This window comes from Citrobacter sp. Cpo015, from assembly GCF_030333035.1.
In the GTDB taxonomy this organism is placed as follows: Bacteria; Pseudomonadota; Gammaproteobacteria; order Enterobacterales; family Enterobacteriaceae; genus Citrobacter; species Citrobacter portucalensis.
The window spans coordinates 940,522-961,837 of the sequence record NZ_JAOWGS010000037.1; the positions used below are offsets into that span (position 1 = coordinate 940,522).

Annotated in this window: 23 protein-coding genes; 15 read left to right on the top strand and 8 right to left on the bottom strand. The window is 52.5% G+C overall.

What is annotated here, in order from left to right:
• The first annotated feature begins 83 nt into the window (after positions 1–83).
• The 4 genes from OGY67_RS20210 (at position 84) to OGY67_RS20225 (ending at position 3,440) form a co-directional block, all read left to right on the top strand.
• Positions 84–443, top strand: coding sequence for a YcgJ family protein (locus OGY67_RS20210; protein WP_153687011.1), 360 nt, complete (start codon positions 84–86; stop codon positions 441–443).
• A gap of 163 nt (positions 444–606) precedes the next feature.
• A complete protein-coding gene (gene deoD / locus OGY67_RS20215; RefSeq protein WP_071444954.1) occupies positions 607–1,314 on the top strand; it encodes a purine-nucleoside phosphorylase in 708 nt (235 codons plus the stop codon).
• Positions 1,315–1,352: 38 nt separating this feature from the next.
• Complete coding sequence (gene tsgA / locus OGY67_RS20220) at positions 1,353–2,507, top strand: MFS transporter TsgA (protein WP_032942923.1); 1,155 nt, start codon at positions 1,353–1,355, stop codon at positions 2,505–2,507.
• 96 nt (positions 2,508–2,603) lie between these two features.
• Positions 2,604–3,440 (top strand): nucleoside-specific channel-forming Tsx family protein, encoded by an 837-nt coding sequence (locus OGY67_RS20225; RefSeq protein WP_286574436.1) that lies wholly within the window; start codon positions 2,604–2,606, stop codon positions 3,438–3,440.
• Between the two features lie 47 nt (positions 3,441–3,487).
• Here OGY67_RS20225 and OGY67_RS20230 read toward each other — a convergent pair whose 3' ends face one another.
• The 4 genes from OGY67_RS20230 to dsbA form a co-directional block, all read right to left on the bottom strand.
• Positions 3,488–4,174, bottom strand: a complete 687-nt coding sequence (locus tag OGY67_RS20230) for a Crp/Fnr family transcriptional regulator (RefSeq protein ID WP_003832031.1) — start codon at positions 4,172–4,174, stop codon at positions 3,488–3,490.
• A 121-nt stretch (positions 4,175–4,295) separates the two neighbouring features.
• Positions 4,296–4,589, bottom strand: coding sequence for a chaperone modulator CbpM (gene cbpM, locus OGY67_RS20235; RefSeq protein WP_003832033.1), 294 nt, complete (start codon positions 4,587–4,589; stop codon positions 4,296–4,298).
• On the bottom strand, positions 4,589–5,509 hold the full coding sequence (cbpA, locus tag OGY67_RS20240; RefSeq protein WP_286574437.1) for a curved DNA-binding protein: 921 nt from the start codon (positions 5,507–5,509) through the stop codon (positions 4,589–4,591). Before cbpA ends, cbpM begins: the two co-directional genes overlap by 1 nt.
• Before the next feature lie 205 nt (positions 5,510–5,714).
• The gene (gene dsbA / locus OGY67_RS20245) at positions 5,715–6,338 is read right to left on the bottom strand and encodes a thiol:disulfide interchange protein DsbA (RefSeq protein ID WP_048216334.1); all 624 of its coding nucleotides are present in this window, start codon (positions 6,336–6,338) and stop codon (positions 5,715–5,717) included.
• Between the two features lie 396 nt (positions 6,339–6,734).
• Between dsbA and OGY67_RS20250 the strand changes: the two genes are divergently transcribed.
• From OGY67_RS20250 to agp, 8 genes are all read left to right on the top strand, one after another.
• Positions 6,735–7,139, top strand: coding sequence for a VOC family protein (locus OGY67_RS20250; RefSeq protein ID WP_079934909.1), 405 nt, complete (start codon positions 6,735–6,737; stop codon positions 7,137–7,139).
• A gap of 70 nt (positions 7,140–7,209) precedes the next feature.
• A complete protein-coding gene (locus tag OGY67_RS20255) occupies positions 7,210–7,572 on the top strand; it encodes a hypothetical protein (protein WP_008784315.1) in 363 nt (120 codons plus the stop codon).
• 48 nt (positions 7,573–7,620) lie between these two features.
• Complete coding sequence (locus OGY67_RS20260; protein ID WP_284105716.1) at positions 7,621–9,501, top strand: cytochrome c biogenesis protein CcdA; 1,881 nt, start codon at positions 7,621–7,623, stop codon at positions 9,499–9,501.
• Positions 9,498–10,121, top strand: coding sequence for a DsbA family protein (locus OGY67_RS20265; RefSeq protein WP_008784317.1), 624 nt, complete (start codon positions 9,498–9,500; stop codon positions 10,119–10,121). The genes OGY67_RS20260 and OGY67_RS20265 overlap by 4 nt, the downstream gene beginning before the upstream one ends.
• Positions 10,111–10,617, top strand: a complete 507-nt coding sequence (locus OGY67_RS20270; protein ID WP_048214488.1) for a protein disulfide oxidoreductase — start codon at positions 10,111–10,113, stop codon at positions 10,615–10,617. Before OGY67_RS20265 ends, OGY67_RS20270 begins: the two co-directional genes overlap by 11 nt.
• Before the next feature lie 134 nt (positions 10,618–10,751).
• Positions 10,752–11,507, top strand: coding sequence for a sulfite exporter TauE/SafE family protein (locus OGY67_RS20275; RefSeq protein ID WP_191238641.1), 756 nt, complete (start codon positions 10,752–10,754; stop codon positions 11,505–11,507).
• Between the two features lie 69 nt (positions 11,508–11,576).
• Positions 11,577–12,284: an ArsR/SmtB family transcription factor gene (locus OGY67_RS20280; protein WP_071444950.1), complete on the top strand. Its 708-nt coding sequence runs from the start codon at positions 11,577–11,579 to the stop codon at positions 12,282–12,284.
• 87 nt (positions 12,285–12,371) lie between these two features.
• Positions 12,372–13,613: a bifunctional glucose-1-phosphatase/inositol phosphatase gene (gene agp / locus OGY67_RS20285; RefSeq protein ID WP_125363223.1), complete on the top strand. Its 1,242-nt coding sequence runs from the start codon at positions 12,372–12,374 to the stop codon at positions 13,611–13,613.
• Between the two features lie 37 nt (positions 13,614–13,650).
• On the opposite strand, the gene OGY67_RS20290 is transcribed toward agp, so the two are convergent.
• Positions 13,651–13,878, bottom strand: a complete 228-nt coding sequence (locus OGY67_RS20290) for a YccJ family protein (RefSeq protein WP_003036015.1) — start codon at positions 13,876–13,878, stop codon at positions 13,651–13,653.
• Between the two features lie 20 nt (positions 13,879–13,898).
• Positions 13,899–14,495, bottom strand: coding sequence for an NAD(P)H:quinone oxidoreductase (wrbA, locus tag OGY67_RS20295; RefSeq protein WP_003832057.1), 597 nt, complete (start codon positions 14,493–14,495; stop codon positions 13,899–13,901).
• Positions 14,496–14,881: 386 nt separating this feature from the next.
• Between wrbA and OGY67_RS20300 the strand changes: the two genes are divergently transcribed.
• The 3 genes from OGY67_RS20300 (at position 14,882) to rutR (ending at position 16,828) form a co-directional block, all read left to right on the top strand.
• Entirely contained in the window at positions 14,882–15,055 is a 174-nt protein-coding gene (locus OGY67_RS20300; protein ID WP_003036022.1) for a con-10 family general stress protein, read from the top strand.
• A 161-nt stretch (positions 15,056–15,216) separates the two neighbouring features.
• Positions 15,217–16,131: a DMT family transporter gene (locus tag OGY67_RS20305; RefSeq protein ID WP_286574438.1), complete on the top strand. Its 915-nt coding sequence runs from the start codon at positions 15,217–15,219 to the stop codon at positions 16,129–16,131.
• Between the two features lie 58 nt (positions 16,132–16,189).
• On the top strand, positions 16,190–16,828 hold the full coding sequence (rutR, locus tag OGY67_RS20310; RefSeq protein ID WP_003036026.1) for an HTH-type transcriptional regulator RutR: 639 nt from the start codon (positions 16,190–16,192) through the stop codon (positions 16,826–16,828).
• Here the strand turns inward: rutR and OGY67_RS20315 are convergent.
• Together OGY67_RS20315 and putA are read right to left on the bottom strand one after the other, a co-directional pair.
• Complete coding sequence (locus OGY67_RS20315; protein ID WP_032936250.1) at positions 16,825–17,220, bottom strand: lysozyme inhibitor LprI family protein; 396 nt, start codon at positions 17,218–17,220, stop codon at positions 16,825–16,827. The genes rutR and OGY67_RS20315 overlap by 4 nt on opposite strands.
• 59 nt (positions 17,221–17,279) lie before the next feature.
• Entirely contained in the window at positions 17,280–21,242 is a 3,963-nt protein-coding gene (gene putA, locus OGY67_RS20320; RefSeq protein WP_286574439.1) for a trifunctional transcriptional regulator/proline dehydrogenase/L-glutamate gamma-semialdehyde dehydrogenase, read from the bottom strand.
• Positions 21,243–21,316 lie beyond the last annotated feature (74 nt).

Genomic DNA, 21,316 nt, shown 5'->3' on the forward strand with positions numbered 1-21,316 from the left:
ACGTTATCTGTAAGAATAGGTTGCCGAAAGCCCCCGCTTTTTGCTTTATACTTTTGGCGCAAGTCAGCTGATATAAGGAGATTATGATGATAAAAGTTGGCACCTTGCTGGCGCTAAGCATTCTGTCATTGTCGGCGTACGCAGCAACGACTGGGCTAAACAGTCCAGCGCCGGGCGTATTGTGCGATAAAACCATCTGTGCCGATGAACACGGTTTGTCGGTGGAGTTGACCACGAAATATCTTGGCAAGCAGCAGGGCGAAAAACTGGCAGCTGCCGGACAGTTCGATACCTCGGCTTTTACATTCCGCGGTGGCCTGTTTTGTGACACCAACGAACGTTTGTGTCGGGATGACCGCTATTTCGGCACCGACGGTAAGCGCAGCGGTAAAATAAACACCCATTACACCGCGTTACTGTTCGGAAAGGTCGACAAGCCCTGACAATCTCTGACGTGTCCCCAGCCTGTATTGCGGGGGGCACTACAACACTAACTCTCAAAAATGAGAGGCCGATCCTCTGAGCAGGACTTTTGTCCTCAATCACCTCACAAACGTCTGGTTACAATCCCTGCATATCTTCAATACCCATAATTCAGGAATTGTTATGACTGCACATATTAATGCCAAGCCAGGTGATTTCGCGCCAACCGTTATTATGCCGGGCGATCCGCTCCGCGCTAAATTTATTGCCGAAAATTATCTAATGGATTACCGCGAAGTCACCAATGTACGTAATATGCTGGGTTATACCGGTTTATATTTTGGGCAACCTGTTTCGGTGATGGGACATGGAATGGGCATTCCTTCAATGACGCTTTATGCCCATGAATTGGTACATGATTTTGGTGTGCAAAGAATTATACGCGTCGGCAGTTTAGGGGCAACACAACATCATGTCAAAATGCGCGATATTATCCTGGCCGTCGCCGCCGGAACGGATTCAGTCACAAATTTAAAACGTAGCGCAGGCTATGCGATGGCAACATCCGCCTATTTCCCATTATTGCAGCAGGCGTGGACGCTGGCACAGAAGGCCGGTATCGATATTAAAGTCGGCAATGTTTTTAGCGGCGATCTTTATTACGATCCTGACGATAATTTAATACCGGCACTGGAAAAATTCGGTGTGCTCGGTGTGGATATGGAAGTAGCAGGATTATACGCTTTAGCGCATCAGTTTAATATTGAAGCGCTGGCTATTTTAACTGTCTCCGATCATTGCCTGACAGGTGAAGAAACAACTGCAGAAGAACGACAATTGACCTTTAATAACATGATTGAGCTGGCGCTAAATACTGCTGTTACCGCTTAGTTCCGGCTTTTAATTGAACCAATCAGAGATGGCATTATATGAAGAATAAAATAGCACTTACGCTGATTAGTTTTCTGGCAAATTTTATTATGGCAGGGTTTGCCAGTCAGTTCGGTATGCTAATCGAACCGATTGCAGTACGCTACGGCGCCGATGTGAATACCGTTGCTTCAATATTTTCGTTGCTCAATGGTGGAGCATTAGCCGGCACTATCGCCGCCTTTTTCCTGATTGAGAAAATCGGTGTGAAGCGTATGACGCTCATTATCTATTCGATAGTGTTCCTTTGCGCTCTGGTAATGCATTTAAGCCCTGGCTTATGGCCAGTGATGGTCGCCATGACCCTGGTGGGTTTTTGCGGTGGGATCGGTCTGTGCGTGGCGGGAACGATTGTGGTATCGGTCTGGCAGGATCGTATTCAAAGTACGATGCTGGTGGTGCAGGACGCCACTTTCAACGTTGCGGGCGTGGTTTTTCCGCTGATCACGACCTTCGCCCTGACGCACAATATGTCGTGGAGTTACAGCTATCTGAGCGTAGGTATGGTGGCCTTACTCACGCTGGGCGTTGTGGCGCTCACCCGCTTTACTGCCTGCGAGACGGCGCCCACGGCAGATCGGACAGACAAGGTAAAATCGGAGTGGAACCCAGGGATCATCAGCGGAGGCATTGGCCTGTTCTTAGGAATGCTGGCGCTGTACACCTTCCTGACCTGGGCACCATTATTTGTGAAGAACAAATTTGGCATTCCCTTTGAAGAAGCAGGAAATATTATTACGCAATACTGGGGCGCTGCGCTGGTCGGGGCGTTAGTATCAACCGTCATTGTTTCTCGGGTGAAGATACATTATTTCCTGCTAAGTATTATTCTGCTGGCTAGCATTATTACCACAATTATCGTCACGAAGGATAATATCTCCGGGCTTGATTATCTGGCATACAGTTACGGGTTTGTCTGTGCTGCGCTGTATAACTCATTTATTGCCTACGGTGTTTCTTTTGTGAAGCGTGCGAGCAGTCAGAACGTTTCTTATATTTTAATTAGCGGCAGTGCCGGGGCCATGTTTAGTCCGGCGATCAGCGCGCTCATGGAAAAAACAATGGGATTGCAGAAAATTATGTACGCGATACCGGTGTTGTATTTAATTATCTTTGTCATGTTGATGGTGACATTAAAACTCAAACGTAATTAAAAGCACTGATAACACTTACCTCTTTAATTAAATAGCCAGTCGCCACACCATTTATATGGTGGGGCGATACTCAACCTTACTCAAAGGAATTGAAAAATGCTGAAGAACAATAAGTTAATGATTAAAAAAACAATCCTGGGTGCAGTAGTGGCAATGAGCTGTATGCAAGCATTCGCGGCTGACTATACTGATGGCAACATCCGTAAAAATGATTTTAACTGGATGCAGATGAACTTAATGCAAAGTGTGGACGCGAAAGTGCCATATGGTATTCGCAATGACACCTATCTGGAACTGGAGTTTGGTGCACGCTCTGGCATTATCGATCTGTACGGCTATGTGGATTTCTTTGATATTTTGGATCGCAAGCAGGACGATCGTCATGGTGGTGATAACTTCTTTGCCAAGATATCTCCGCGTTTTTCCCTGGACGCCATTTTTAATAAAGATTTATCCGTTGGGCCGTTTAACGAATTCTATATTGCAACGGTAAATAACATTGGCGACCGGGAATTATTTGAACATTACGTTGGCCTGGGTACAGATGTGAAGGTCCCGTGGTTTGGTCTGGTGGGAATGAACATCTATGCGCACTATGTTCGTGAAAACTACGGTGCGGATAACGAAGGAAAGTGGGATGGCTATATGTTCTCGACTAACTGGTCGACGCCATTCTATACCTTTGCCAACGGCAGTTATCTGAACTATCAGGGGTACTTTGACTACCAGTTCGCCGCGAATAAGATTGCTAATCAACCGTTATACAGCAATAACGCGATTGAATGGTATAACGGTATCTACTGGCATTCAGAGCATTATGCAGTCGGTTATGGCCTGAAGTATTTCCGTAACATGGCATTGATGGAAAACCACGGCGGAGCAGGGCGTACCACCGGGCTCGGTCACTATTTCAGCCTCACCTATAAGTTCTGATTGCGCCGAAATGACACACCAATGTTCTGTTAACGAGCGTTGGTGTGTCAGTCAATGATGTCATTGCCGAGAAATTTACGCAGCCCATCCAGATCCTTAATTTCCAGTCCTTGCTTCGTTCGCGTTACCAGCCCGGCATCCGTCAGCGCTTTAACCGCCCGCCGATAGACCCGGTCGGTAGTACCGAATCGCTCAGCTTCCTGGTATTTTTTATGGAAACCATCCATCGGCTGCTTGTTCTGATGCTGGCGATACAGGTCATACGCCACGTTATGTACGATAGGGTAGAGCATCCGGTGCAGGAAGATTTCCAGCATATCCTGATAATCAATCGCCATTGCACTGGCAAAAAATATCGCCAGTCTGGGGTGCTGATTTAGCGCTTCTTCCAGACGGTCACAGCTGCACACCGCTACGGTCAGTGGTTCTTCCGCGACGATATCAAGCTGGCAGCGATACCCGGTAAAAAACTCCATTTCACCAAACAGCTGCTCGTCGCATTCCATGGCGCCCAACTGGAATCGGCGACCATTCTCCGCGCTGTAACGCAGCGAAATTCTTCCGGATTGCACCATGATCAGTCGATCGACAACCTGTCCCTGGCGGTATAGATACTCATCTTCCTGGATAATCTGCGTTTCAGAGAGCAGTTCCTGAAATATCTTCTCAATCAAGGCATCATCCTGCTGCCAGATGTTGTGAAAACGACCTTTCGTGAGGGGTTTAAGCTGCATGACTCAACGTCTTATTGTTTAAGATAATTCTTATCTCGGACTGTATGCCATCTGCTGGGCAATGTCATTAAGAGCGCGGGGCGGATAATAAAAGGACCAGCACCATGCTGGTCCTGACACACTACGGATGGCTGATAAAGCGAGACAGGCGCTGGCGCAGCAGGCGGTTTTCCTGGCGTAACTGAGCGTTCTCCTCCAGCAACGTCAGCGCAACGGCAATCCCTGGCCAGTCAAGTTCCAGCTCCTGACGCAGGCGCACCGCGCGACGCATGACTGTCAGCGCATGATCGTCAAACGTCTCGTCTTCATGGGGTTCTATCACCCCTAAGCCGACAATCTCATGCAGTTCTTCTTCTGACACACCGGTGTACAGACAAAATTCGGTAATGGTAAAAGTGACGGTAACGTTAGCCATTATGCTTTCCCCCACTCTTTGCGCGGATCAAAGGTCTTTTGTGCATCCGCCAGCTGTTGCCACAGGGCGGCACTTGCGTCGTCAGGTTTCGGTGGCATGACTATTTTGATCACCGCATACAAATCGCCGGTATGTTTTTTACTTACCAGACCCTTGCCTTTAATGCGGAGTCGCTGGCCGGCCTGGCTGCCCGCAGGAATGGTCAGCAGGATGCTATCTTTCAGCGTCGGAACGGTTACTTTCGCACCCAGCGCAGCTTCCCACGGCGCGAGGGGAACGACAACTTCCAGATCCTGATTAACGATATCGAACAGCGGATGCGGTGCAATATGAATCACCAGCCACAAATCACCGTTCGGCCCACCGTTTTCGCCGGGGGTGCCCTGGCCTTTCAGACGGATACGCTGACCGTTACCGACGCCAGCCGGAATTTTCACATTCAGCGTTTTAGGAATTTCTCGTTCTACCATGCCAAACGCATTATAGACTGGCAGGTTGTAACTGAAAGTGCGGCTATGTTCAGTAAGCGTTTCTTCGAGGAATACGGCAACTTCAATTTCGATATCGTGCCCGCGGCTGGCAGGACGCTGGCGCGACTGGTGCGCACGCTGGCCAAAAATGGAGGAGAAGATATCGTCGAAATCTTCGGCGCTGTAGCTTTGATTCTCTCCTTGCTGGAATTGACGGCTGAACTGTGGGTCGTTGCGGTGCTGCCACAGCTGGTCGTACTCGGCGCGTCGCTGCTCATCACTCAATACTTCCCAGGCTTCTGCAACCTCTTTAAACCGGGCCTCCGCGTCAGTCTCTTTGCTGACATCTGGATGATATTTACGGGCGAGTCGACGATAGGCGGTCTTGATTGTCTTGAGATCGTCTGTCGGTTTCACGCCCATAATGGCGTAATAATCCTTTAATTCCATAGCGTTCTCTCGTGTAAATCAACACTTGCAGAAGGTGAACCCTTACAACAGGTATCACCGCTACATTTAGGGTAATCCTGATAACGGCGTATGCCAACCGGGAAGGGAGGATATTGCGATAAACGATGCAGGCATTGCACCACCAACAGCGCAGTTGAGGTTACGTCATCTGTTGTGTGGTGCGAAAAATGAGATTAGCTAAACATCAGGATTTGCTTATCAGGAAGCGGACCGTATCAGCATAGTTTTGCACGAAGGCATTAAGGTCATCTGACTTCAGTCCTTTTGGATTGATCATATATTTTCCGTTGATAAAAATGGCGGGCACACCGGTTAAATCAACTGCCTTCGCCATTTCTTGCTGCTTAGCGGTCAGTGATTTCACGGCAAAGCTATTCCATGCCGCATCATAATCACTGGCGCTGACGCCCGCGCTGATAAATACGTTACGAATATCCTCCGCTGTTTTAACGGTTTGTTTTTTCTGAACGGCATCAAAAAGCAACGGCTTAACTTTATCTTGTACGTTCAACAGCATGGCTACGGACCAGGCGTGGGTCATGTCTTGCCCCAGCGGACCTAAAAAGTCGACGTGGTATTCGGTGAGTTTGACATCTGCAGGCAATACTTTTTTCACGTTATCAGTGATTTCAAAAACTTCATCGTACTGATAACAGGAAGGGCAATAGAATGAGAAAAACTTCAGTGCGGCTGGAGCGGAAGCGACAGGTTTTTCCAGTGAGATATACTCTTTGCCGTCGGTAAATGATGCTGCCTGAGCGCTAACTGTAAAAAGTAACCCAATTAGGGGTAATAAATATTTTTTCATTTCCATATACTCTAAATAACATTTAATAAACAAATTATCTGCTAATGAATACGTTATTCATTGCGTCTGAATATAATAAGGAAATTCTCTGGAAATGCGCTGACCCTTACTTTCATTTACGCATCAGTACGTGGTGGGCATTATCTGTGTGCTGACATGGAAATATCTTTCGGCATTCTTCGTAAATAGTGAATGATAACTTGGGTGATATTTTCATGGGTGTTTTTAGCAATGTTATAGTGTAATAAATAAAGACGGGAATATGATTAATTATCATTTCGTTTTTAAAGCGTAAATTACAGGTTGTTGCGTTAAGTTCTGCAAATAACTCCGTAGATTTTCTTTTTCTTGTCGCGCGTGAATGTATAGGGTAAGTGTCAGAGATGAGCAACCCAAATGGATATCGCTATGATTGACCACCTGGATCACCTGGTACTAACCACCAATCATGAAGAGGCTTGCGTTCGTTTCTATGTCGAGCTTTTAGGCATGAGGCTGGAAACCTTCGCGCAAGGTCGGAAAGCCTTCGTCTTTGGCAATCAGAAAATCAATCTCCACATTCGGGGAAAAGAGTTTGAACCCAAAGCCTACGCGCCAACGCCGGGGGCGCTGGATTTATGTTTTATCACCACGCGTACGCTGGAAGAGGTGATGGAGACGTTTCAAACCCACGGGGTCGAGATTATTGAAGGGCCCGTTGCACGTACCGGAGCGACAGGACCTATTCGCTCGGTGTATGTCAGGGATCCCGATCTCAATCTGATTGAAATCGCGGTATATCCAGCAGATGGCAGGACATAACTTTACAGCGTAAAGGTTGCCAAAACCTGGCGAGTGGTTAAGATAACTCGCATCAATGAGTGAGGGTATAATGGCGAAACGTCAACGGATGGGATGGTGGTTCCTCTGTCTGGCATGTGTTGTGGTGATGGTTTGCACCGCACAACGCATGGCGGGCCTGCACGCGTTGCAGATGGACACCGCCGTTACAAGCGTTGTCGCCAGCGCACAAGTGCAGACCGATGAGGCCTCACCCGTTACCCCTTGTGAACTGAGTGCGAAATCATTACTGGCTGCGCCACCAGTACTGTTTGAAGGTGCTATTCTGGTGCTGTGCCTGCTGCTGTCGTTGCTGGCGCCAGTGCGGGCGTTTCGTCTACCTTTTTTCCCACCGCGAGCCATCTCGCCGCCCACTCTCCGGGTGCATCTCCGATTTTGCGTCTTCCGTGAATGACAGAACAGCCGTTGCTGACTGTTAGATAATTATTCACGGAGAAAAACTATGATGACTGTTTTCAGGCAGGCACTGCTCTGTCTGTTATTGCTATGGCTGCCCGTATCCTGGGCGGCTGAACCCGGCTGGCTGCGTTCACCCGATAACGATCACGCCAGCGTGCGGTTACGCGCTGATACGTCCGCTGGCGGTGAAACCCGTCTGCTGCTGGATGTCAAACTGGAGGACGGCTGGAAAACCTACTGGCGTTCTCCAGGCGAGGGGGGCGTTGCGCCTGCTATCGCCTGGAAAGGGGAAATGCCCGCGGTCGACTGGTTCTGGCCGACCCCTGCTCGTTTTGAGGTCGCCAATATCACTACCCAAGGGTATCACGATAAGGTGACGTTCCCGATGGTGGTGCGCGGTAGAGCGCCCGCCACGCTTAGCGGCGTTTTGACGCTATCCACCTGTAGCAACGTTTGCCTGTTGACGGATTTTCCTTTTTCCGTGACGCCCACAGCCCAGGACCCGACTTTTGCACATGACTATGCTCAGGCGATGGGACAGATCCCACTTGCCAGCGGCCTGACCGATGCTCTGAGCGCTGGCGCACGGGCGGGAGAGTTAGTCGTCGAGGCTCGCCGTGCGGGAGGCTGGACTGAACCAGGGCTGTATCTGGATGCTGTTGATGATGCGGATTTTGGCATGCCGCAAATTCATGTTGCGGGGGAGACGTTACGCGCTACGGTACCTGTACATGACGGTTGGGGAGAAGGCGCGCCGGATCTGCGTGGTAAGTCAGTCACGCTGGTGCTGGCCGATAACGGTGTTGCCCAGGAGAGTCGTCTTGCGATTGGCGAAGCCCCGGTTGTTGAGAACGCCTCACTCCCACTGTGGCAAGTGGTGCTCATGGCACTGCTGGGTGGTTTGATCCTCAATCTGATGCCTTGTGTGTTACCGGTTCTGGGCATGAAGCTGGGCTCTATTTTGCTGGTCGAGGAAAAAAGTCGTCGCCAGATCCGTCGTCAGTTCCTCGCATCGGTAGCCGGAATACTGGTCTCGTTTATGGCTCTGGCGCTATTGATGACGGTGCTGCGTTTAACCAATCAGGCCCTTGGCTGGGGGATCCAGTTTCAGAATCCGTGGTTCATTGGTGTCATGGTGCTAGTGATGCTGACGTTCAGCGCCAGCCTGTTCGGGTGGTTTGAATTCCGACTCCCTTCTGCGATGACCACCACGCTGGCGACTCACGGCGGCAACGGACTGTCGGGACATTTCTGGCAAGGTGCATTTGCGACACTGCTTGCCACGCCGTGCAGTGCCCCGTTTCTGGGAACGGCGGTGGCGGTAGCATTGACCGCTTCGCTGCCGACGTTGTGGGGATTGTTTATCGCACTTGGGCTGGGGATGAGCTTACCGTGGCTGCTGGTGGCCCTGCGTCCCGGTCTGGCGCTGCGTTTGCCGCGGCCAGGGCGGTGGATGAATATTTTGCGACGTCTGCTTGGCGTGATGATGCTGGGTTCGGCTATCTGGCTTGCGACGTTGCTGCTCCCACACTTAGGGTTTAGCGGACAAAGTAGCGCTAAAGAAAGCGTGAACTGGCAACCGCTAAGCGAGCAGGCGATTGAGGATGCGCTGGCGCAACATAAGCGCGTGTTCATTGACGTCACAGCCGACTGGTGCATCACCTGTAAGGTAAACAAATACAACGTGTTGCATAAAGAAGACGTACAGGCCGCATTGCAACAGCCGGATGTGGTGGCGCTGCGCGGCGACTGGACACTCCCTTCTGAAGCTATTACCGAATTTCTAAAAAAACGCGGCCAGGTTGCTGTGCCGTATAACCAAATTTATGGCCCCGGTCTGCCGGATGGCCAGGCGTTACCCACGTTGTTAACCCGCGATGCGGTATTGCAAACGTTGAATGATGCCAAAGGAGTAACCCCATGAAAATGATGATTGTTCTGCTGTTAACCCTGTTTTCTGCCGTCAGTATCGCGAAAGAGCCTGCGCCGTTTACCCCGGAACAGGAAAAGCAAATTGAAGCATTAATTCAGGAAGCCTTGTTTAACGATCCTAACAGCCCGCGGATTGGCGCGAAGCAGGCGAAACTGACCCTGATAAACTTCACCGATTACAACTGCCCATACTGCAAGCAGTTGGATCCAATGCTGGAAAAAATTGTGCAGAAATATCCTGACGTGGCGGTGGTGATTAAACCGCTGCCGTTTAAAGGTGAAAGTTCGGAACTGGCGGCGCGGACCGTGCTGACGACATGGCATGAGCATCCGCAACAGTCCCTGGCATTACATGAAAAATTGATGCAGAAGAAGGGCTATCATACCGACGTCAGTATCAAACAGGCGCAGGAAAAAGCGGGGGCCAGTCCGGTGACGCTGGACGCCCAAAGTGCTGAAACGCTGAGCACTAACCTGCAACTGGCGCGACTGGTGGGGGTGCAGGGAACCCCCGCAACGATTATTGGTGATGAACTTATTCCCGGCGCGGTACCGTGGGAAACCCTTGAGGAAGTGGTAAAAGAAAAACTGGCGGCGGCCAATGCTCAGTAAACTGCGCCGCTGGTTGCGCGAAGGGCTGATCTTACTGGCGCTGTTGGCGGGGGCAATGCTGCTGATGGATGCCTGGCGCGCGCCGCAGCTCCCTGCCTCCTTTGACAGCACGCCTTTACAAACACTGGATGGTGAAACCGTCACGCTGGCGGCGCTCAGCAAAGACGAGCCGGTGTTGCTTTATTTCTGGGCGAGCTGGTGCGGCGTATGCCGCTTCACGACGCCGGAAGTCGCCAGGCTGCGTTCGGAAGGGGAAAATGTGATGACCATTGCGTTACGTTCCGGAAATGAAGCTGAGGTATCTCGCTGGCTGTCGCGTAAAGGCGTGGACTTTCCGGTCATCAATGATGCGAACGGGGCCATTTCCCGCAGTTGGGCAATCAGCGTCACGCCCACGCTGGTGGTGATGTCACAAGGTCGGGTAGTATCAACCACCAGCGGCTGGACCAGCTACTGGGGCATGAAACTTCGGTTGTGGTGGGCGAAAACGTTCTGATAAATGTGCCGGGGAAACCCGGCATTTTTTATGGCGTCGCCCTCCCCAGGAAGGCATATTTCGTTGCCTGACGAAGCAAACACAGTGATTAACGTCCAGAATCAGTCATCTTCTCTTTTCCAGGAAAGTGCAACATGACGAGTTCTTTAGCGTTTGGACCCGCCCTGGTGGTGATGATTGCCGCCACATTTGTCCTCGCCGGGATGGTGAAAGGCGTTACGGGTATGGGGTTACCTACCGTGGCTATGGGGATCCTCGGATCGCTTATTTCGCCAGTTGCCGCGGCGGCCATGCTGTTATTGCCTTCGCTGATAAGCAATTTGTTCCAGTTTGGCGGTGGTGGAAATACACGCCAATTACTCAAACGGCTGTGGCCAATGCTGCTGGCAGTAGTGGTGGCGACACTGCTTGCCAGCGCCTGGATTACCGGTGGTGACACCACCCGAACTCAGTTTGCACTCGGCGTAGCGCTGGTGGCCTACGCTATCTGGACGCTGGCGGGAAAGAAAATCGCGGTGGCCCCGCAGCGTGAAAAACCGTACTCCCTCGTTATTGGATTTGTGACCGGCTTATTGACCGGCGGAACCGGGGTGTTTGTGATGCCCGCCGTGCCCTGGATCCAGTCCCTCGGCTTTGAGAAAGATGAACTGGTGCAGGCGCTCGGGATCTCTTTTACCTTTTCGACCCTGGCATTGGCGCTGGGTCTGTGGTGGCACAACGCGCTGCCCATACAATCGTTAAGTTTGTCGGCTTTGGCCATTGTTCCTGCGCTGATTGGCCAATGGATAGGTACCCGTGTGCGAAGGGTTATTTCTCCGCTCGTGTTTAAACGCTGTTTTCTGTTTTGTCTGGTCGGGTTGGGTACAGAGATGATGCTGCGTGCTGTGTGACCGGTGCGGTGACTTTGCGCGACTTTCATGGCATCGTTAATTCAGAGATTCAGGGCCAATGAGGTCGTTATGGCATCCGTGATGTTACATGAAGAAGAGGGCGATCTGGAGTCGAAAATGGCACTCACTGCGGCAGTGATGGCCGATAAATCGCGCTCACGTATGTTGTGCGCCCTAATGGATGGCTGCGCCTGGACTGCAACTGAGCTCAGCGCGGTGGCGGATATATCCGCGTCGACCGCCAGCGCGCATCTGGCGCGTCTGTGCGAACAACGTTTTGTTGTCGCGTTGGCGCAGGGCAGACATCGTTATTTTCGCCTTGCAGGTTCCGATATCGCTGAACTGCTGGAACGCCTGATGGGCGTTGCGTGGGCGACATCAACGCCCCGCAGAATCACTACACCGCCAGGTTTGCGGCATGCCCGCACCTGCTACGACCATCTCGCCGGAGAGGTCGCAGTGAGGTTGTTCGATACGCTGGTTTCCCGTCAGTGGTTAACGCCGGATGGTGAAACGCTGACTCCTCTTGGCCAGGAAAAGCTGGCGCAGATGGGGATTGTCCTGGCGGCTGGCTCATCCCGGCGGAAGTTAACCTGTGGTTGTCTGGACTGGAGCGAACGACGTTATCATCCTGGTGGTGTGCTTGGCGCAACGCTGCTGCGCTGGTTCAGTGAACAGCGATGGATAAAAACCGAACAGGGCAGCCGTCATGTCATCTTCACACCTCTTGGCATTCGTAAACTCGAAACCGAGTTTGGTGTTAAAACGACACGCTAGATGGTCTGTTTTGCGAAAGCGTTCCCGGAAATATGTCATATTTCTGTCACACTCTGTTGTGATTGATAACAACAAGAGGTCGTAGGGATGAATAAATCGTTAATCGCCACAGCCGTGGCAGGGGCTGTCTTATTGTCAACCGCCGCGCAGGCGCAGACCGCGCCGGAAGGCTATCAGCTTCAGCAAGTATTGATGATGAGTCGGCATAACTTACGCGCACCTTTAGCCAATAATGGCAGCGTTCTTGAGCAGTCCACCCCCAAACAATGGCCAGAATGGGATGTCCCCGGCGGACAACTCACTACTAAAGGCGGTGTGCTGGAAATCTATATGGGCCACTACATGCGAGAGTGGCTGGCAGAGCAGGGGATGGTGAAATCGGGCGAATGCCCGGCACCGAACACGGTCTATACCTATGCTAACAGCCTGCAGCGTACGGTCGCCACGGCGCAGTTCTTTGTTACCGGTGCTTTCCCTGGTTGCGATGTTCCGGTCCATCATCAGGAAAAAATGGGCACCATGGATCCCACCTTTAACCCGGTGATCACCGATGATTCCGCCGCCTTCAGCCAGCAGGCCGTTCAGGCCATGGAGAAAGAGCGCAGCAAAATGCAGCTCAACGATAGCTATCAGTTGCTTGAGCAAATGACCGACTACAAAGACTCTCCGTCCTGCAAAGAAAAACAGCAGTGTTCCCTGACCGATGCCAAAGATACGTTTAGCGCGAAGTACCGGCAGGAGCCAGGCGTTTCGGGGCCGCTGAAGGTGGGGAATTCGCTGGTTGATGCCTTCACGCTGCAATATTACGAAGGCTTCCCGATGGAAAAAGTTGCCTGGGGCGAGATTAAATCCGATCAGCAGTGGAAGGTTCTGTCGAAGCTGAAAAACGGCTATCAGGATAGCCTGTTCACCTCCCCGGAAGTGGCGCAGAACGTCGCCAAACCACTGGTGAAATATATTGATAATGCGCTGGTTACTGAACGTGCGAAAGCACCGAAAATAACCGTGCTGGTGGGGCATGATTCAAATATCGCTTCGCTGCTCACCGCGCTGGATTTTAAACCGTACCAGCTTCACGATCAGAACGAGCGTACGCCGATTGGCGGGAAGATTGTCTTCCAGCGCTGGCATGACAGCAATGCAAATCGTGATCTGATGAAAATCGAGTATGTGTATCAGAGCTCGCAGCAGTTGCGTAATGCAGACGTTCTGACGCTGAAATCCCCGGCGCAGCGCGTAACGCTGGAGCTGAAAGGATGTCCGATAGATGCGGATGGTTTTTGCCCGATAGATAAGTTCGATAGCGTGCTGAATGAGGCGGCTAAGTAAAAGAAAACTCCCCCGTGTTCGCGGGGGAGTCAGCGCGCTAGACGTTTTTGCGTTCGATAGTCTGTTCACCCCAAAAGAGCGAATCTTTGTCTGTTTTTTCAAAGGCTTTGATGAGTACCTCATCGCTACCTTCTTCCCAAATTTTTTCCGCCAGTTTCTCGTCATAATGTGCGACTTCAAAAATGGCTTCGGCTATTTCCGGCGATGTATTGCGCAGACTTGCCCATTCGCCGACGCGATGGGCTTTCGCTTCTTGAGTTGGCATTCGAATCCTCCTGTTGAAGATTAGCCGTTGAGTTTTACTGCCAGACCTGCGACATATTCACCCTGATAGCGGGCGATAGATAACTCTTCCTGACTTGGCTGGCGGGAGCCGTCGCCTCCGGCAATGGTGGTTGCACCGTAAGGGGTACCGCCGCGAACTTGAGAGACATCAAACAGCTCTTGCGCCGCGTAACCGATAGGTACAATCACCATCCCATGGTGGGCAAGCGTAGTCCAGGTTGATGTAATGGTTTGTTCCTGACCGCCGCCGGTTCCCGTTGAGCTGAATACGCTGGCGAGTTTGCCGTACAGGCCGCCAGAGGCCCACAGCCCGCCAGTCTGGTCGAGGAAGGTACGCATCTGACCGGACATATTGCCAAAGCGCGTGGGAGTACCAAAAATGATGGCGTCGTAATCAGCCAGTTCTTGTGGGGTTGCGACTGGTGCATTTTGTGTTTTGCCGCCAGCCTTAAGGAAAATCTCGGGCTGCATGGTCTCTGGTACACGCTTAATAATCACTTCCGCGCCATCTACCTTATTTGCGCCTTCTGCGACTGCGTGGGCCATAGTTTCAATGTGTCCGTACATGGAATAATAAAGCACCAGAACTTTTGCCATTTTACACTACTCCTCGAGTTAACCGTGTCCGTAGCGATTCGCTACCTACCTTTAAAGATATGACGTACTGTCAGGAGTGCAAATTTCACAATCACTTCTTTGATTTATAACAATTTTTATAACAACCTTCTTTGTAGCAAAATGATACATATTTAACCGGATAGAATTCGGTAGTCATAAGAAAGACTTATTGATTTCTTATGGTGATTATTTATTTGTCACTCCTGATCCTGTTGCAGGATATTACAGTTAGCGTCTGCCCTGGCCACACTTCACTATGCTTATTCCCACGCAGTTATTTTCAGGGCCTCGCCCGTAACGCTGCGTGAGGTATCACTCCTCAGTACCTATGCAATATGATGTCTAATCAATGACGGAGGTCAGTAATGGCAAACCATCGGGGCGGTTCCGGCAACTTTGCGGAAGACCGCGAAAGAGCATCAGAAGCAGGTCGAAAAGGTGGCCAGCACAGCGGGGGCAACTTCAAGAATGACCCGCAACGCGCTTCAGAGGCAGGCAAAAAAGGGGGCAAAAATAGTCACGGCAACAACAAATCGTAATTGTCGGGCTATCTGTCAGATATGTCGTGACGGCTGAGAGTCAGAGACAGACGTTACGTAGCCACCGCCGCCGGGTCTTTCCGGCGGTTTTTTTTGTCTGCAAGGTTGAACTGTAACAAAACGCAACGCAGACTAATGACATTCAGTTAATCGGGTGTCTCATGTCATTACTTTCTCGTTATTCCTTCTCTGTTAAACCTCAGGAAGCGATCCTCATTGTGATCACCATGTTCTGGGGTGGCACGTTTTTGGCGGTGCAATATGCCGTTACCCTGAGCGGCCCTTTTTTCTTTGTCGGTGTGCGTTTTGCCACTGCCGCGCTGGCGGTCGCGCTTTTGTCGCTACACACACTGCATAAGCTGACGTGGCTGGAAGTTAAAGCAGGGGTTGCAATCGGTATCGCAATTGCGCTGGGCTATAGTCTGCAAACCTGGGGGTTACAGTTTATTCCCAGCAGTAAATCGGCGTTTATTACCGCGATGTACGTACCGTTGGTGCCGCTTTTACAATGGTTGTGTCTGGGACGCATGCCAGGTCTGATGCCGTGCGTCGGCATTGTGCTGGCCTTTATCGGATTGATATTTCTTGCCGGACCGGGAGGCAATTTACTGGCTTTAGGCGAAGGCGAGTGGATCACGCTCGCCGGTGCGGTGGCGATTGCGGCAGAAATTATCCTGATTAGCGCGTGGGCGGGAAAAGTGGATGTACGTCGGGTAACGGTAGTGCAACTGGCAACCGCTTCGATAGTGGCGTTTATGGCGATGGAACCGGCCGGAGAGACCGTACCACCAATGTCTACTGGATTGCTGGTGGTGGCGCTGGGGCTGGGGATTTTTAGCGCGATTATTCAGGTCACCATGAACTGGGCGCAGCGCAGCGTTTCGCCGACGCGCGCGACGGTTATTTATACCGGTGAACCGGTGTGGGCGGGGATCTTTGGCCGTCTGGCGGGTGAACGCTTACCGCTACTTGCATTGCTTGGTGCGGCATTCATTATTGTTGGCGTACTGGTCAGCGAGCTGAAGTTCAAAAAGAAAAAAGCGCTTGGACAAGAGGCGCCGCCGGAATCGCTTTAATTTAACCATTCACCGCGTGATTTGGTATGCTGACGCCCTCACAAGAAGGAGAGGGCGCATGGTCCAACGCGCAGAGAAAAAAACAGGTAAGCGCTCGCAGGCCGTCAGTGCAAAACGCCAGGCCATCTTAACCGCGGCATTAAATATCTTCTCCCAATATGGGATCCACGGCACGCGCCTGGAGCAGGTGGCAGAGCAGGCGGGCGTTTCAAAAACTAATCTACTTTATTACTACCCGTCAAAAGAGGTGCTTTATATCGCCGTTTTACGGCAGATCCTCGACATCTGGCTGGCACCATTGAAAGCTTTTCGCGAAGACTTTGCACCGCTGGTGGCCATTAAAGAATACATTCGCCTTAAGCTGGAAGTGTCGCGCGATTACCCTCAGGCCTCACGGCTGTTTTGTATGGAGATGCTGGCCGGAGCGCCTTTATTGATGGCAGAACTGGAAGGGGATCTCAAAACGCTAATTGATGAGAAATCCGCGCTGATTGCCGGTTGGATCAAAAGCGGAAAACTGGCTCCGGTCGATCCGCATCATCTGATTTTTATGATTTGGGCTTCAACTCAGCACTACGCCGATTTTGCCCCACAGGTAGAGGCGGTGACGGGCGCAACGCTGCGTGATGAAGCCTTTTTTAACCAAACGGTGGAGAGCGTACAGCGGATGATTATTGAAGGGATCCGCGTGCGTTAACTGGCCGGCGGCAACGGGCAGCTTAAATCGCCTTCTTCACACTGCAAAAGTGAGGCGAGAAACGCTTCGCGCTCGTTGGTCTTATCCGTCAGGCACTGGCTGGAAATCATCGCCTGAACGCTACCGCCTTCAGTGCCAGAACTGATTAACGCACAGTCAGCATCGCGCAAAGTTATCCAGGATATTTGCGCTTTTTTCAGTAAATCGCGCTGGGTTGGGGCGGCGCGCTTCAGCGCATTCTGATAAGTTTCATTAAGTTTGGCGTCGGCCGCCTTATACTGCTCTGCCGCACAGGTGTTCATCTCAATCTGCGTGTTCGCGTTGGCGCAGTCATCCGCCAGCGCCTGGCCGCTAAGCAGCAGCGCTGCACATGTCAGTACGATTCGTTTCATGCTTCCCTCTGGCTTCATAAAAAAAGGCCCCGTTACCGGAGCCTTAATTAACCACAACCTTAGCCGATTGTCATCAGGCTGGCGTTCCCCCCAGCAGCGGCGGTATTGACGCTCAGGGAGCGCTCAATATACAACCTTTCCAGCAGGATATTGCTTTCGCCGCGGGCAAAGCCCTGGACCGACACAATCGCCCCTTCGCGGGCCGCCACCGCTTCACACAGTGCGCGAAGCTGATCGGAATCACCGTGGAAAATAACCGCATCAAACGGCTGCGCAGTGATGTTGTCCGCTTTGGCAAACTGGATGCGCCCGGAAACTACTGCTGGCAGACGTTTTGCCAGGTCGCGATGGAATGTATCATCCGGCCACAGAATTAAGCTACCAACGGAAGTTACAGCGGCAACCTGTACCAGCGCATCCTGTTCATCATCGGCGATACACAGCACGCGTTCGCGCGGCAACAGCGTCCAGGTATTGCGCTCGCCGGTGGGTCCTGGCAGCAGGCGTTGCGTTCCGGCCTGCGCCAGTTCACCAAACTGTTGGCAGAGCGCACGCAGTGCTGGACGATCGGTTGCCCATTCGCTAAGCGCTTCCAGCGGCTGAACGAGCGCCGTTTTAAGCTGTGCATCGACCGGGTATTCGGCATCCTGACGGGCAAGCGTAACGCCTAACGCATTTTCCGGACGGTTTGCCAGCAGGCGGTACAGATACAGAGGTCCACCCGCTTTTGGCCCGGTTCCTGACAAGCCTTCGCCACCGAATGGCTGCACTCCGACGACGGCGCCGACCATATTGCGGTTAACGTACAGGTTACCCACATGTGCCGAACCCGTGACCTGGACGATGGTTTCATCGATACGGGTGTGCACGCCCAGCGTCAGGCCGTAGCCGGAGGCATTAATTTGCTCAATCAGACTGCCCAGATTGTTGCGGGTGTAACGCACAACGTGCAGTACCGGACCGAACACCTCTTTTTGCAATTCGTCGAAGCTTTCCAGCTCGATAAGCGTCGGCGCGATAAAGGTACCGCTTTGCCATTCACGCGCATCGTCGCTGTTTTCGCGCGCGGCCTGGAACACCGGACGCCCTTTGGCGCGCATGGCCTGAATATGGCGCTCAATATTGGCTTTGGCTTCTTCATCGATTACTGGTCCAATATCGGTGGTCAGGCGGCCCGGATTACCCATGCGGCATTCCGCCATTGCGCCACGCAGCATTTTCAGCGTATGGTCGGCGACATCGTCCTGCAGACACAGGACGCGAAGCGCGGAGCAGCGCTGTCCGGCGCTGTCAAAGGCAGAAGCCAGAACGTCGACCACGACCTGTTCCGTTAACGCAGAAGAGTCGACGATCATGGCGTTCATCCCGCCGGTTTCGGCGATAAGCGGGATTGGACGCCCCTGAGCATCCAGGCGGGTCGCGATATTACGTTGCAACAGCGTGGCGACTTCCGTTGAGCCGGTAAACATGACGCCGCGTACGCGCTCATCGGAAGTGAGTTGCGCCCCCACCGTTTCACCCTGGCCAGGCAACAGTTGCACCACGCCTGGCGGCACGCCTGCTTCGAGTAAAATGGCAATACCCTGGGCGGCAATCAGCGGAGTTTGTTCCGCGGGTTTTGCCAACACGCTGTTGCCCGCCGCTAGCGCAGCGGCAATCTGCCCGGTGAAAATGGCCAGCGGGAAGTTCCAGGGGCTGATACAGACCACCGGCCCTAACGGACGATGGGTTTCATTATCGAAGTCATCGCGGACCTGACCGGCATAATAGTGCAGGAAGTCTACCGCTTCGCGCACTTCCGCAATGGCGTTGCTGAAAGTTTTGCCCGCTTCGCGCACCAGAATGCCAATTAACTGCTGCATCTGGCCTTCCATCAGAACGGCGGCGCGATGCAAAATAGCGGCGCGCTCTTGTGGCGGTGTGGCGAACCAGATCGGCGCGTTATTTACCGCGTTCTGCAATGCCTGTTCCACTTCGCTGTGAGTCGCTTCACGCACATAACCGACAATGTCTTTCGGTTCGGCCGGGTTGACGACTGGGGTCATTTCACCGTCAGCAACCGGATGTTCGAGCATCGGTTTAGCGTGCCATTTTTGCAGCGCGCTGTTGAGCAGGGCGGAGGACAGTGAGGCCAGACGATGTTCGTTCGCTAAATCCAGCCCGCCTGAGTTTTCGCGGCCTTTACCGTACAGGTCACGCGGCAGGGCAATCTTCGGATGTGGCAGACCAGCCTGGCCTTCCTGCTGCGCCAGTTTTTCAACGGCTTCGACCGGATCGGCGACCAGTTCATCCAGCGGCAGGGTAGTGTCTGCAATGCGGTTGACGAATGAAGTGTTGGCGCCGTTTTCCAGCAGACGACGCACCAGGTATGCAAGCAGCGTTTCGTGTGTGCCGACCGGTGCATAAATGCGGCATGGACGGTTCAGTTTGCCATCGGCAACTTTACCGGTGACCTGCTCATACAGCGGTTCGCCCATACCGTGCAGGCACTGGAACTCGTACTGACCCGGATAGTAGTTTTGACCGGCCAACTGATAAATCGCCGCCAGCGTATGGGCGTTGTGGGTGGCGAACTGCGGGTAGATCAGATTCGGCACCGCAAGCAGTTTTTTCGCACAGGCCAGATAGGAAACGTCGGTGTAGACCTTACGGGTATAGACCGGATAACCTTCCAGACCGTCCATTTGCGCACGTTTGATTTCGCTATCCCAGTAGGCGCCCTTAACCAGACGGATCATCAGGCGACGGCGGCTGCGCGTGGCGAGGTCAATCAGGTAGTCGATAACATACGGGCAGCGCTTCTGGTAGGCCTGAATAACAAAGCCGATACCGTTCCAGCCCGCCAGTTCAGGTTCAAAGCACAGTTTTTCCAGCAGATCGAGGGAGATCTCCAGTCGGTCGGCCTCTTCAGCATCGATATTGATACCGATGTCGTACTGGCGGGCCAGCAGAGTAAGCGACTTCAGACGCGGATAGAGTTCATCCATCACGCGGTCATACTGCGCGCGGCTATAACGCGGATGCAGCGCTGACAGCTTGATAGAAATGCCCGGCCCTTCATAGATGCCGCGACCATTTGAGGCTTTACCAATGGCGTGGATTGCCTGTTGGTACGAAACCATATAAGCCTGGGCATCTGCTGCGGTCAGAGCTGCTTCACCCAGCATGTCGTAAGAGTAGCGGAAACCTTTTTCTTCCAGTTTACGGGCGTTAGCCAGCGCTTCGGCGATAGTCTCTCCGGTGACGAACTGCTCGCCCATCAGGCGCATTGCCATGTCGACGCCTTTACGCACCAGTGGTTCACCGCTCTTGCCGATAATACGGTTGAGTGAGCGTGAAAGGCTGGCTTCATTATGCGTAGAAACCAGACGACCAGTAAACAACAGCCCCCAGGTCGCCGCGTTGACGAACAGGGACGGGCTACGTCCAATGTGCGACTGCCAGTTGCCGTTGCTGATTTTGTCGCGGATTAACGCATCGCGGGTTGCCTTATCTGGAATACGCAGCAGGGCTTCGGCCAGGCACATCAGCGCGACCCCTTCCTGCGAAGAAAGTGAGAATTCCTGCAATAAACCCTGTACCATCCCGGCGCGGCCGCTGGCGGTCTTTTGGTTACGCAGTTTGTCAGCCAGATCGTACGCCAGCTTGTGCGCTTGCTCCGCAATGGGTTGCGGCAGACGAGCCTGTTCCATCAGCATCGGCACAGCATCGGTTTCGGCTCGGCGGTACGCGGCGGTGATTGCTGCGCGGGAAACTGACTGCGGCAGGATCTGTTCGGCAAATTCCAGGAAAGGCTGATGCGCTTCATTCTGCGGCGTGGTTGACTCCTCACCCTCATTCGCGGCACCCGCCAGCAGGGCCGGCAGTTCAGGAAGCGCGTCGTCATTTTCCAGTCTTTCGAGATAATTAAAGATGGCTTGCTTGATCAGCCAATGTGGCGTGCGATCGATTCGTGATGCTGCTGTTTTAATACGCTCGCGAGTGGCGTCATCCAGTTTAACCCCCATCGTGGTGGTTCCCATGCCGTTTACTCCTGTTGTACTGAAATACGGGTCTGATAGTTACCGAGAAATATCCACTATGTTGCAACTTTGTG

Excerpts from the sequence above, each read along its gene's own strand:
- deoD (WP_071444954.1), top strand. The coding sequence starts at position 607 with ATGACTGCACATATTAATGCCAAGCCAGGTGATTTCGCGCCAACCGTT.
- OGY67_RS20225 (WP_286574436.1), top strand. The coding sequence starts at position 2,604 with ATGCTGAAGAACAATAAGTTAATGATTAAAAAAACAATCCTGGGTGCA.
- wrbA (WP_003832057.1), bottom strand. The coding sequence starts at position 14,495 with ATGGCAAAAGTTCTGGTGCTTTATTATTCCATGTACGGACACATTGAA.
- rutR (WP_003036026.1), top strand. The coding sequence starts at position 16,190 with ATGGTCCAACGCGCAGAGAAAAAAACAGGTAAGCGCTCGCAGGCCGTC.
- OGY67_RS20250 (WP_079934909.1), top strand. The coding sequence starts at position 6,735 with ATGGATATCGCTATGATTGACCACCTGGATCACCTGGTACTAACCACC.
- OGY67_RS20210 (WP_153687011.1), top strand. The coding sequence starts at position 84 with ATGATGATAAAAGTTGGCACCTTGCTGGCGCTAAGCATTCTGTCATTG.
- OGY67_RS20230 (WP_003832031.1), bottom strand. The coding sequence starts at position 4,174 with ATGCAGCTTAAACCCCTCACGAAAGGTCGTTTTCACAACATCTGGCAG.
- OGY67_RS20260 (WP_284105716.1), top strand. The coding sequence starts at position 7,621 with ATGATGACTGTTTTCAGGCAGGCACTGCTCTGTCTGTTATTGCTATGG.
- OGY67_RS20305 (WP_286574438.1), top strand. The coding sequence starts at position 15,217 with ATGTCATTACTTTCTCGTTATTCCTTCTCTGTTAAACCTCAGGAAGCG.
- cbpM (WP_003832033.1), bottom strand. The coding sequence starts at position 4,589 with ATGGCTAACGTTACCGTCACTTTTACCATTACCGAATTTTGTCTGTAC.
- cbpA (WP_286574437.1), bottom strand. The coding sequence starts at position 5,509 with ATGGAATTAAAGGATTATTACGCCATTATGGGCGTGAAACCGACAGAC.
- tsgA (WP_032942923.1), top strand. The coding sequence starts at position 1,353 with ATGAAGAATAAAATAGCACTTACGCTGATTAGTTTTCTGGCAAATTTT.
- agp (WP_125363223.1), top strand. The coding sequence starts at position 12,372 with ATGAATAAATCGTTAATCGCCACAGCCGTGGCAGGGGCTGTCTTATTG.
- OGY67_RS20315 (WP_032936250.1), bottom strand. The coding sequence starts at position 17,220 with ATGAAACGAATCGTACTGACATGTGCAGCGCTGCTGCTTAGCGGCCAG.
- OGY67_RS20270 (WP_048214488.1), top strand. The coding sequence starts at position 10,111 with ATGCTCAGTAAACTGCGCCGCTGGTTGCGCGAAGGGCTGATCTTACTG.
- OGY67_RS20300 (WP_003036022.1), top strand. The coding sequence starts at position 14,882 with ATGGCAAACCATCGGGGCGGTTCCGGCAACTTTGCGGAAGACCGCGAA.
- dsbA (WP_048216334.1), bottom strand. The coding sequence starts at position 6,338 with ATGAAAAAATATTTATTACCCCTAATTGGGTTACTTTTTACAGTTAGC.
- OGY67_RS20265 (WP_008784317.1), top strand. The coding sequence starts at position 9,498 with ATGAAAATGATGATTGTTCTGCTGTTAACCCTGTTTTCTGCCGTCAGT.
- putA (WP_286574439.1), bottom strand. The coding sequence starts at position 21,242 with ATGGGAACCACCACGATGGGGGTTAAACTGGATGACGCCACTCGCGAG.
- OGY67_RS20280 (WP_071444950.1), top strand. The coding sequence starts at position 11,577 with ATGGCATCCGTGATGTTACATGAAGAAGAGGGCGATCTGGAGTCGAAA.
- OGY67_RS20255 (WP_008784315.1), top strand. The coding sequence starts at position 7,210 with ATGGCGAAACGTCAACGGATGGGATGGTGGTTCCTCTGTCTGGCATGT.
- OGY67_RS20290 (WP_003036015.1), bottom strand. The coding sequence starts at position 13,878 with ATGCCAACTCAAGAAGCGAAAGCCCATCGCGTCGGCGAATGGGCAAGT.
- OGY67_RS20275 (WP_191238641.1), top strand. The coding sequence starts at position 10,752 with ATGACGAGTTCTTTAGCGTTTGGACCCGCCCTGGTGGTGATGATTGCC.